The organism is Armatimonas sp. (genome assembly GCF_043757465.1).
Classification (GTDB): domain Bacteria; phylum Armatimonadota; class Armatimonadia; order Armatimonadales; family Armatimonadaceae; genus Armatimonas.
In genome coordinates, this window is the sequence record NZ_JAYVPL010000004.1 from 1 (window position 1) to 10,410 (window position 10,410).

Here is a 10,410-nt window from a genome sequence, read left to right on the forward strand (position 1 = left end):
CCAGAACGCCGCTACGCGGCTTCAGTCGCCTCGGAAGGCGACAGGGCTTATATCCCTACGGCTGAAGCCGAGGGGCTTACGCCCTTATTCGCTAAAACGCGGGTCTACGGGTGTGCCAGTCGGTGGCTTGCTCGTAGGCGTGTGCCACTTTAAAGAGTAGCTCCTCGGAGAACGCCGGGCCAAGGAGCTGCATTCCCACGGGGAGCTGATTCGTATCAAAGCCACAGCACTGGGAGAGCGCGGGAATCCCGGCTAAGTTGGCTGAGAGCGTGCAGATATCTGAGAGTTTCATCGCCAAGGGATCGTCGGTTTTCTCCCCGATCCCAAAGGCAGTGGTAGGAGCCGTAGGCGTGATGAGCACATCGAAGTTCGCAAACGCTTCCTCAAAGTCCTGCTGAATCAGCGTGCGCACTTGCTGCGCCTTTAGATAGAACGCATCGTAGTAGCCCGCCGAGAGCGCGTAGGTGCCGATGAGAATCCGCCGCTTTACTTCCTCGCCAAAGCCTTCCTCACGGCTCTTTTCGAAGAGATCAATGTGGCTGGTGGCGCGCTGCGTTCGATGGCCGTAGCGCACGCCGTCGTAGCGCGCGAGGTTACTGGAGGCTTCGGCAGGCGCGACGATGTAGTAGGCCGGGAGGGTGTACTCGGTATGCGGCAGCGAGCACTCGGCAACTTCCGCACCGAGACCACGCAGCACGCCAATCGCGCTCTGCACCAGAATCCGAATCTCAGGCGCGATCCCGGCGGCGAAGTACTCCGTGGGCACGCCGATGCGCAGCCCCTTGATGTCGCCCGTCAGCGCTTTCGTGTAGTCCGGGACGTCGCGCGGGACACTGGTCGAGTCGTGCGGATCGTGGCCCGAGAGAACGTTCATTACCAGCGCCGCATCCTCAATGTTTTTTGCAAACGGCCCGATCTGATCCAGCGAGGAGGCAAACGCAACCAAGCCGTAGCGGCTCACGCGGCCATAGGTCGGTTTGACCCCGACGATGCCGCAGAAGCTCGCGGGCTGGCGGATCGAGCCGCCGGTGTCCGAGCCCAGCGAGAGGGGCGCGAAGTCCGCCGCCACCGCCGCCGCACTCCCACCCGACGAGCCACCGGGCACCTTGCTCAAGTTCCAGGGGTTATGCGTGAGCTTCAGCGCGGAGTTCTCGGTGGACGAGCCCATTGCGAACTCATCGAGGTTCGTCTTTCCAATCGCAATCGCCCCAGCGGCTTCGAGCCTCTCGACCACGGTGGCACTGTACGGCGGCACAAAACCTTTCAGAATCTTGCTCGCACAGGTAGTCTCGATGCCCAACGTACATAAGTTGTCTTTGAGCGCGATGGGCACTCCCGCCAGCGGCCCTGGGTCTGCCCCCGCCGCGATTTTCGCGTCCACGGCATCGGCCTGCGCCAGCGCTTGCTCCGCCATCACGGTGAGAAATGCCCCCACGGCATCGTCTTTAGCTGCGATTCGCGCCAGAAACGCCTCGGTGACGGCGCGTGCACTCACTTCTTTCGCCTTAACTTTAGCCGCAATCGCACTTGCGCTCAGGTGGGTCAGTTCCATAATCTAGTCGCCTCCCAGCACTTGGGGAACAATAAAGCCCCCCATGATCTCATCCGTGTGGCTCGTGAGCTTGAGCACCTGAGCCTGCGAGAGCGAAGGCGTAATCTCGTCTGAGCGCAGCAGTGCTGTCACGGGAACAGCATGGCTGGTAGGCAGGACGCCTGTGGTATCGAGCTGCTGCAAGCGAGCAAACTGGTCGAGGAGGTCGTTGAGCTGGGGGGTGATCGTCGCGATCTCGTCGTCTGCAAGGGCAAGGCGGGCCAGCGTCCCTACCTTGCGGACATCTTCCGTGGTCAAGGCCATGCGGCTATTATACCGTCTCAAAAATTACTCCCCGTGATTTTTTGTAGCGAGCCGTAACCAGAACGGCCATAATGACGTTAAGCTAGGAGAAGGACTTTTGCTATGTCTGTCTTTACCGAAAACCCTGTTCTCTACAAAGAGATCGCCATGCGCTTCCAACTGCGCCGCCAGTCTAAGGCGAACCGTGTTGTGATCTACTCGATTGTCGGGCTGATCATCCCGCTGTTCTATTGGTTCAGCCTACGCGCCATGCTCCACGATTACAACGGGGCTCGCGATGCCTTTGGGCTCTTCCTGACGGCGTTAGAGGTCAGCCTGGTGGTGCTTCTTACCCCCGCGATGCTGGCATCCACGATCACTCTGGAGCGGGAGAAGCAGACCTGGAATGCGCTCCTGCTCTCGAAACTCACCCACAGCGAGATCGTGGCAGGCAAGTTTATCGGTGGGCTCCTGCCGACTCTCGTGACCTTGCTGGTGTTCTTCCCGCTGAATATCGCGGCGGCGCTGATGGGCAAGATCAGCCTGTCACAGTTTTTTCTGGCACACACGCTACTCTTGACCACTGCCCTCTTCTACGGCGCTCTGGGAATGTTCTGCTCGTGGGCTTGCCGACGAACCCAGGTCGCGACGGCGGCAACGGCGGGCCTTATCGCCCTCTTCGTTCTGGGCTCCCCACTGGCGCTCACGCTCTGGCAGTCGGTCGTGGGCTATAGCAACTACTCCAATCAGGGCATCAACTTCTTCCCGCTCTGGAGCAACCCCTACTACGCGATGGGAGAGCTGACCATGAACCAGAATAGTAGCCAAGCGCACCCGGAGATCGCCGTTCTTCTCAGCATCGGCTCTCTCGTTGCGTCTGCGTTTCTCTTGCTGGCCGTCACCCGAAAGCTCGCCCATGGCCCCAAAGAGATGAGCGCGTAGGTAAATAACATGCCACTGGTAGAGATCAATCACCTGCGAAAAGAGTACGGCGACTTAGTAGCCGTGAAAAACCTCTCGCTGACACTCAACGAGGGCGAGATTTTTGGCTTCATCGGCCCCAATGGCGCGGGCAAGACAACGACGATCAAGATTCTCGCCACGCTGCTAGATCCCTCGGCGGGGAGCGCGAAAGTGGACGGTATCGAGGTCTCTCAGAACCCGGAGGCCGTGCGTGCCAAGATCGGGTACATGCCCGATGCCTTTGGGGTCTACGATGACTTCAAGGTTTGGGAGTACTTAGACTTCTTCGCCGCCTCTTATCGTGTGCCCAAAGGAGATCGCCCCGGACTCATTGACTTAGTGCTCGATCTAACCAATCTCTCTGTCAAGAAAGACGCCTACGTGGAGTCGCTGTCCCGGGGAATGAAGCAGCGGCTCTGCCTGGCGCGGACACTGGTGCACAATCCTAAAGTGCTGCTTCTGGACGAGCCTGCATCCGGCCTCGATCCTCGGGCGCGCATCGAGATCAAAGAGCTCCTCAAAGAGCTACGCAACATGGGCAAGACGATCATTGTCAGCTCACATATTCTGCCGGAACTCGCGGATTTTTGCACCTCGGTGGGCATTATCGAGCGCGGTGAGATGATCGCGGCGGGGCCCATTGACGAGCTGATGAAGAGTGTCTTCGGCGGGCGTGTTTTAGAGCTACGCGTCCCGGATGCGGATCGAGCACAGGCAATAGCTATCCTGCGCGATGTGGAGCATGTCCGCGAGGTCGCGCTGGTGAGCGAGATGATCCGCGTGGACTACAACGGCACGCTCAACGACCAATCCGAGGTTCTGCTGGCGCTGATTCAAAACGGCGTCCGTGTGCAGACCTTCGCCGAGCAAGATACCGATCTGGAAGATATTTTCCTGCGTGTGACAAAGGGCCTGGTGGCATAAAATGGCATTTTCTCTCTCCTTTGAAAACCCGATCCTGACCAAAGAGCTGCGCACCCGAATGCGCGGTGCTAAGGCGTTCTGGATCCTTCTTCTCTACCTAGGGCTGCTGTCCGTCATCCTGGGCGGCACCTACCTGAGCTGGCTGACCAGTCAAGAGCGGCAAGGGGCCTACGCCACGCAGTCCTACGACATGGGGCGGATGTTCTACGGTGTCATCTTCGCGGTGCAAGCGGCGCTCGTGGGCCTGATCACCCCGGCGCTGACATCGGGTGCGCTCTCCCTCGAGCGCGAGCAACGCACCTTCGAGGCGCTCTCGGTGAGCCCGTTGCCGCGCCGTAGTATTATCGTGGGCAAGCTCGGCTCCGCTGTCGGCTTTGTCGGGCTGCTCCTGCTCTCGTCGCTACCGCTGGTGGCGCTTTGTTTCCTGCTGGGGGGCGTCTCACCACAGGAAATCTGTGCGGCCTACGTGCTGCTCATGGCCTCGGCGTTTCTCTACGGGGCCACGGGGATTGCGTTTTCGTCGTTTGCCAAGAACACCACCAGTGCCACCGTGCTGACCTACGGCACCATTCTGGTTTTCTTTTTCAGCACCCTCCCGCTCTCGATGATGGCACTCAATCTCAGCACAGCGACGACCTACAGCTATGCCCGTCCTTTCCTCCTCGGAGTCAATCCCGTGGGTGCAATGGTGGCAGGAAGCCTCACGGAGAGCTACTTTGGCCTCGCCGTCCCAAGCTGGCTGGTGGGAATCACGGTCAATGGCCTGCTGGGGACGATCCTAACCATTGTAGCACTGCACCGAATCGAGTACCCCCGCTCTGACCGCTCGGGCCTGCTGCGTGGCCTGACCGTGCTCTTCGTGGGATTGCTGGCGCTTCTGGGCTCCGGCGGCTCCGGGACCGTTTCAGGCACGGCGGTGGGTGTCGTGCTCCTGCCGCTGCTCTTCATCCCCCTCTTTGTCTCCGGCGAGGGACTGGGTGCGAAACGCCTGCGCGAGCAGCTTTTCCGCTTGAAAGAGGGCAATCCCGTCTCGGGCTTGCTCTTCGTGGCGGGCCTGGTTGTCTTGTCCGCGAGTCTGGTGCTCCTCGGTATCGCTTACATGCACATGGCAAACCCTGAGCAGCGCTGGAACACACGAACAAGCTTTTTACCGGTGGCGGGCAAGGCGACCGCGATTGTTTTGAGTGCACTCTTTGGCTTTGGTGCCCTGACCCTGCTGCTCTCGCAGAAGCTCAAGAACCGCTGGGGAACGATGGCGCTCTCGTTTGTGATCCTGGCCGCTGCCTACTTCTTGCCCCTCACCGCAGAGAGCTACACGAACTACAACGAGCCCGTCTCCACCTGGATCAACAGCTACTACTTCTCCCCGCTGGCCAGCCTCATGAACTTAGAGAGTTCTAGTTCGCGGGTAGCGAATGGGCTATTCTTCGGCGTGCAGGCCCTGTGGTGGATCAACTGCACCTTCACCAGCCTGCTTGGCGTGATCTCGCTCCTGCTGATCAAGCGGGCACGGCGGTAGACGCCGATTTCAATCGGCGGCGGGGGTATACTGTGAGGTATGCCCGCAGCACAGGTGCCGCCCCCAAAATTACCGCCCTCGTTTCAGCGTGAGGTCGTCCCGATCTTACGGACCGCTTGCCTTGGATGCCATAGTGCCCAGCTTCCGACGGCAGGCTTTTCCGTGGACTCCTACACCGCCTTGATGAAAGGCGGCAAGGCGGGTATCGCGATACTTCCCGGCAAGAGCGACCAGAGCCGTCTGGTACGCATGCTCACCGGAGTGCAAAAGCCCATCATGCCGCCCGGCTCCGGGCTGAAGCAGCCCGATATTGAGATTATTCGGCGCTGGGTGGATGCGGGAGCGAAGCTGGATACAGTGGCGATTACGGGTACAAAAGCTCCAGTCGTCAAAGCGGCAACAGCGGCAACCGTCATGCCGATTCCCAAGCCCGTGGGTAAGACTCTGGGCATCGCGGCCCCCGTGAACGCACTGGCGTTTTCCCCCGATGGGAAACTCCTGGCCGTTGGAACCTACCAGCGCGTGCTACTCTGTGACCCGGTGAGCCGAACCGTCCTCAAGACCTGGAGCGGGCATCTGGACACGGTGCGCTCGCTGGCGTTCTCTCCGGATGGGAAGTGGCTCGCGGCAGGCGGCGGGATGTCGGGTGCGATTGGCCAGGTGCGACTCTGGAGCACCCTCGATAGTAAAGAGACACTCGTGTTTGGCGATCATACCGACACCGTGCAAGGAGTGGCGTTCTCCCCCGACGGCAAGTTAATTGCCTCCGCAAGCGCGGATCGCAGCCTCAAGCTCTGGGAAGCCGCCACGGGCAAGCTCAGCCAGACCCTGAGAGATCACGCCGATGCTGTCTCTGGAGTGGCGTTCTCACCCAACGGCAAGCTCCTCGCCTCGTCCAGTAACGATAAAAGTGTCAAGATCTGGGATGTCGCCAGCGGCAAGCGGCTCTACTCGCTAGGAGCGCACGACGAGCCTGTCACCGATCTGTGCTTCACACAGGGAGGCCAGCTCCTCAGTGCCAGCACCGATAAGCTCGCCAAGCTCTGGAACATCGCCCCGGAGAGTGGCGGCCCTGTCCGCAACTTCGGTGGCCACGGACAGAGTATCTTCTCGGTCACGGTGAGCGCCGATGGCCAGCTCGCCGCGACAGCCTCTGGGGACAAGACAGTTCGAGTCTGGAACGTGGGCAGTGGCGGCACGACAGCCACGTTTAGCGACCCCAAAGACTGGTGCTATGCCGTGCGCTTCAGCCCGGATAAAAAGCACCTCGCGGCGGGAACCTGGGACGGTCAAGTCTTTCTCTGGAGCCTCGACCCCAATAAATTAGAGGGGAGCTTCTCGACACAAGCACCGGCATCCCTCCCCCAGCCCCTCCCTTCGCCTGAAACCCGACTTCGTCGGGACGAAGGGAGGGGAGCCCGAGGGGTGGGTTCACCCCCTCTCGTCCCACGGAACGTGGATTCAGAGGGAGAGGGGGTCGCGCAGTGAGGAACGAACGAAGCGGGGGGAGTGCAAGAAGCGGGGGGAGTGCAAGATGCCTCCACACTCTACTTCTCGCCACCCTGTTCCTGACTCTGCCAGTCACTGCGCAGACGCTCCGCCCGAAAGTGCGCTCCGTGGTGCCCACTGGTGGCCAGCATGGCACGAGCGTCGAGTGTGTTATCGCGGGGGTGAATATCGGCTACGGCACGGCGCTGCTCTTTGAGAATCCAGGCATCACGGTTGCCACGCTCAAGCCAGAGACGCCTGCGGCGGGCGCGAAGAACCCGGAGAGCAAGCTCACGGCGACACTCGCACTTGCGCCAGGACTGCCGCCGGGGCGCTATGCCTTTCGCGTCGCCACCCCCCTGGGAAGCTCAGAGCCCGGCTATGTGGTTGTCGGACAGTGGCCAGAGCTTGCGGAGAAGGAGCCCAATAACACACTCCAGACCGCGCAAGCTCTCACGGGGCCGGTGACAGTCAATGCCAAGAGCGACGGCGGCGAGGACGTGGATGTCTACAAAGTCACGCTGACCGCAGGTGAGCCGTTTGTTGCCGAAGCGCAGGCGGGCGCGTCGCTCGGGGCAGCGGCCACGATGGAGCCTGTGCTGGTGCTACGCAACGCCGAGGGTCACGATGTCGCCTCGGCAAGCGCTCTGGCACGCCCCGATGCTCGCTTGATTTTCACCCCACGCAAGAGCGGCGAGTACTTTCTGATGGTTCATGACCTGCGCTATCAGGGCAGTGCGGATCACCACTACCGCCTCAGTATCGGCAAGCTCCCTACCATCACCAGCACCTTTCCGCTGGGCGGACAAGCTGGCAGTGCTGCCCATCTGGCACTTACGGGCGTCAACCTGCCCTCTTCCGAGGCCACGCTTGTGCTGCCCTCCGAGCTTCCTTTCGATCCTATGCCTTTTGCACAGGGCTTGCGGCTCGATGTGAGCCCCTTCCCTGACACCGTCGAAGCCGAGCCGAATGAGAGCGTCAAGCTCAGCCAGCTCATCGCCCTGCCGGTCACGGTCAATGGCCAGCTTACCTCGCCCTCGCCGACACGCCCCGATGTAGACTGCTTCCGTTTTGCCGCCACGAAAGGCCAGGTGATCTTGCTCGAAGTCTTCGCGGCGCGGCTAGGTTCCCGGCTGGACGGCGTACTCACAGTACTCAACAAAGACGGAGGCGAGCTCGCGAGCAACGACGATGCACGTGGCAAGGATCCGTTTTTAGCCTTCACTGCCCCCGACAACGGTGAGTTCACGATACGTATCGCGGATCTCAATGGCCGCTCTGGCCCCGAGTTTAGCTACCGCCTGCGGGTTGCTCCCGCTACGCCGGAGTTTGCGCTCACGGTCGCGCCGGACTGTCTGAGTATCGCGCCGGGCGATCGCATCCCGGTGATTGTCAGCGCTACCCGCCAGTACGGCCTTGATAGCGAGATCGTGCTGAGCTTTACGGGGCTCCCGCCCGGTGTTCAGCTTGTTGGGACACCACAGATCCCACGCGGCCAGAGCGAGGTGACCCTGTTTCTCACTGCCGATGCCAGCGCGGCACCGTCGCCCACCGTTCCCTTGCGCGTCACCGGGAGCGCCCAGAACCTCACGCGCCGTGCCCGAGCCCTGCAAGAGGAATACGTAAAAGAAGGGGATGTGCTCAAGCGCACCACGCGCCCCGTGCCCATGCCGCTTGCCAGTGTCACCGGCCCCGCAGATGTCACCGTCGCTCTTGCCAGCGAGCGCGTCGAGCTCAAAGCGGGCCAGACCGTCGAGCTGATCGTCAAGCTGACACGAAAGCCGGGCTTTGAGGCGAAAGTGCCGCTGATTCTCACTGGCTTGCCGACAGGCGTCACGGTGACCAACCCGGAAGTGCCCGAGAAACAAAGTGAGCATAAATTAATCTTCAAGGCTGAGGCGAATGCCGCCATTGGCGAAGTGCGCCTCACTCTTATCGCCCGCTCCGTGGTGGACGAGTTGCGCTTCACGCCCCACGCTGCACCCCTCCTTACGCTCAATGTCAGTAAGTGAAAGTTCAAAATAAACGCATGACTTTTGGTCCTTTTTATCAGCTTTTCCCTGAGATTGCCTCAGAAGAGACGCGCACGATCACGTTTTTTAACGACGATGAGGAAGAAGAGACTTATTACCTCGCAGATGCCTACTGTACTATTCCTGATTGCGATTGTCGCCGTGTCTTTCTCAATGTGCTCCACAAGAGTAGCTCACAACCCGTGACTGTCATTACCTGGGGATGGGAAAATCGAAAATTCTATGAACAGTGTTTTCCCGGCGTCGGAAAAGATATGATGGATCATCTCGTTGGTGTAAATTTTAATATGGGAAGCCCGAGATGCGACGGTGATGAAAGATTTTTAGATGTCGTCAAAGAGCTTGTTAAAACCAATGATTATTCTCAGCGCATAAAACGGCACTACAAGCTTTATAAAGAGGCACTCAAAACTTTAAGTTTTGTTTCCACACCCGCGCGCGTAGAAAAAATTGGACGTAATGAGCTTTGCCCTTGTGGAAGCGGAAAAAAATATAAAAAGTGTTGCCTCGGGAAATAACACCAGCAACGGCTCTGGAAGTCTTTGTGGAGGGGTTCTGCTTCACGCGCAGCTTCACCCACCCGTTTCTCTCCGAGCGGCTGAGCGAGAATCTCTGGCGACTCTACGATGCACCGCGCCGCCGCCCGAGCGCCACCTACCGTGGCGAGGAGTATGTCGCGTGGGAGCTACCGCCCGCTGAGATTGACCGCCAGGCACGGGCGCGGGCACGGGATAAGTTCACGATCTGCTACTTGCTTCCCACAGGCACCGGCGACACGGCGATGCGCGCCGCGTTCAAAGCGCTAGGCTACCGTCTGATGGCAACGGAGCCGTTTCTGGTGCACGATCTCACGGACATCCCCACGGTATCCGAGCGCTTTCCCGTTCAGCGTGTACTGACCGCCGAGCAGGCTGAAGCGCTGGCGAAAACCGCCGGGCGGCGGCAGATTCTCCCGGAGTTTCTGACACAAGACCCACCTCCGATGCGTCAGTACATCGCGCTTGATGAGGCCGTCCCCCAGACCGTGGGCTGGGTAAGCAGTGTCGCGGCAGCCGGGTGCGGCTGGTGCAACAGCATGTTTGTGCTCACTGCCTACCGCCGCCAGGGAATTGCCCGCGCATTACTCGCGCGGATGCTCACCGATGATAAAGCGGCGGGTGCAACGGCGAACGTCCTGCTTGCCAGCCACGTGGGTGCTCTGCTCTACCCCAGTGTCGGCTACCAGCAAATCGGGACGCTCTACCTCTATACCCCGCCCCGCCGCGCCTCGTGAAGGAGGCGGGCACGAATACGTGGGGCGGTGAGTTGCCCCAGAGCCAGCATCGCACGCCAAGCGACCCGCTTTTCTTCATGGTAGGTGAGCGCGAGAAGCGGCACGGAGGTGAGGCACGTACCAGGCGATATCCTCTGTGGCTTCGAGAATATCCAGAAGATAGGCATCATGGGAGCCTTCTACCTGAGTGTCGTAGCACCTTTAGTTTCCGCTAATTGCGGGGGACTTTTCAGTCTTTTTTTGCCGACGATGCGCCGCGATCCCCACCGGCAAATGGGCAAAAACAGAGCGCTTATTACGAACTCTGACGGGAAAAGGCGACAAAGTACCTAAAGGAATCGCTTTCTCACATGGCAAGTCATTAAGAATTGGAACA

10 protein-coding genes are annotated in these 10,410 nt (G+C 60.0%); 7 read left to right on the top strand and 3 right to left on the bottom strand.

Features of this window, described 5'->3' with window-relative positions; translation table 11 throughout:
• Positions 1-91 precede the first annotated feature (91 nt).
• Positions 92-1,552: an Asp-tRNA(Asn)/Glu-tRNA(Gln) amidotransferase subunit GatA gene (gene gatA / locus ACH2ED_RS00600; protein ID WP_395088191.1), complete on the bottom strand. Its 1,461-nt coding sequence runs from the start codon at positions 1,550-1,552 to the stop codon at positions 92-94.
• Between the two features lie 3 nt (positions 1,553-1,555).
• Positions 1,556-1,855 (bottom strand): Asp-tRNA(Asn)/Glu-tRNA(Gln) amidotransferase subunit GatC, encoded by a 300-nt coding sequence (gene gatC / locus ACH2ED_RS00605; protein ID WP_395088193.1) that lies wholly within the window; start codon positions 1,853-1,855, stop codon positions 1,556-1,558.
• A gap of 102 nt (positions 1,856-1,957) precedes the next feature.
• On the opposite strand from gatC, the gene ACH2ED_RS00610 reads away from it, so the two are divergent.
• The 7 genes from ACH2ED_RS00610 to ACH2ED_RS00640 are packed head-to-tail and all read left to right on the top strand — an operon-like array spanning position 1,958 to position 10,034.
• A complete protein-coding gene (locus ACH2ED_RS00610; RefSeq protein WP_395088195.1) occupies positions 1,958-2,776 on the top strand; it encodes an ABC transporter permease in 819 nt (272 codons plus the stop codon).
• A 15-nt stretch (positions 2,777-2,791) separates the two neighbouring features.
• Positions 2,792-3,721, top strand: a complete 930-nt coding sequence (locus ACH2ED_RS00615) for an ATP-binding cassette domain-containing protein (protein WP_395088206.1) — start codon at positions 2,792-2,794, stop codon at positions 3,719-3,721.
• A 1-nt stretch (position 3,722) separates the two neighbouring features.
• Complete coding sequence (locus ACH2ED_RS00620; protein ID WP_395088196.1) at positions 3,723-5,240, top strand: ABC transporter permease; 1,518 nt, start codon at positions 3,723-3,725, stop codon at positions 5,238-5,240.
• A 39-nt stretch (positions 5,241-5,279) separates the two neighbouring features.
• Positions 5,280-6,728 (top strand): c-type cytochrome domain-containing protein, encoded by a 1,449-nt coding sequence (locus tag ACH2ED_RS00625; RefSeq protein ID WP_395088198.1) that lies wholly within the window; start codon positions 5,280-5,282, stop codon positions 6,726-6,728.
• Positions 6,725-8,740: a pre-peptidase C-terminal domain-containing protein gene (locus tag ACH2ED_RS00630; protein ID WP_395088200.1), complete on the top strand. Its 2,016-nt coding sequence runs from the start codon at positions 6,725-6,727 to the stop codon at positions 8,738-8,740. The genes ACH2ED_RS00625 and ACH2ED_RS00630 overlap by 4 nt, the downstream gene beginning before the upstream one ends.
• Before the next feature lie 17 nt (positions 8,741-8,757).
• Positions 8,758-9,279: an SEC-C metal-binding domain-containing protein gene (locus ACH2ED_RS00635; RefSeq protein WP_395088202.1), complete on the top strand. Its 522-nt coding sequence runs from the start codon at positions 8,758-8,760 to the stop codon at positions 9,277-9,279.
• Positions 9,264-10,034 carry a GNAT family N-acetyltransferase gene (locus tag ACH2ED_RS00640; protein WP_395088204.1) on the top strand — a complete coding sequence of 257 codons (771 nt, stop codon included), beginning with the start codon at positions 9,264-9,266 and terminating at the stop codon, positions 10,032-10,034. The genes ACH2ED_RS00635 and ACH2ED_RS00640 overlap by 16 nt, the downstream gene beginning before the upstream one ends.
• Here ACH2ED_RS00640 and ACH2ED_RS00645 read toward each other — a convergent pair.
• Complete coding sequence (locus ACH2ED_RS00645; RefSeq protein WP_395088205.1) at positions 10,007-10,204, bottom strand: hypothetical protein; 198 nt, start codon at positions 10,202-10,204, stop codon at positions 10,007-10,009. The two genes, ACH2ED_RS00640 and ACH2ED_RS00645, sit on opposite strands and share 28 nt — an antisense overlap.
• Between the last annotated feature and the right edge of the window lie 206 nt (positions 10,205-10,410).

Bases quoted from the DNA above. Each gene is read 5' to 3' on its own strand.
- gatA (WP_395088191.1), bottom strand. From the start codon at position 1,552: ATGGAACTGACCCACCTGAGCGCAAGTGCGATTGCGGCTAAAGTTAAG.
- gatC (WP_395088193.1), bottom strand. From the start codon at position 1,855: ATGGCCTTGACCACGGAAGATGTCCGCAAGGTAGGGACGCTGGCCCGC.
- ACH2ED_RS00610 (WP_395088195.1), top strand. From the start codon at position 1,958: ATGTCTGTCTTTACCGAAAACCCTGTTCTCTACAAAGAGATCGCCATG.
- ACH2ED_RS00620 (WP_395088196.1), top strand. From the start codon at position 3,723: ATGGCATTTTCTCTCTCCTTTGAAAACCCGATCCTGACCAAAGAGCTG.
- ACH2ED_RS00625 (WP_395088198.1), top strand. From the start codon at position 5,280: ATGCCCGCAGCACAGGTGCCGCCCCCAAAATTACCGCCCTCGTTTCAG.
- ACH2ED_RS00635 (WP_395088202.1), top strand. From the start codon at position 8,758: ATGACTTTTGGTCCTTTTTATCAGCTTTTCCCTGAGATTGCCTCAGAA.
- ACH2ED_RS00645 (WP_395088205.1), bottom strand. From the start codon at position 10,204: ATGATGCCTATCTTCTGGATATTCTCGAAGCCACAGAGGATATCGCCT.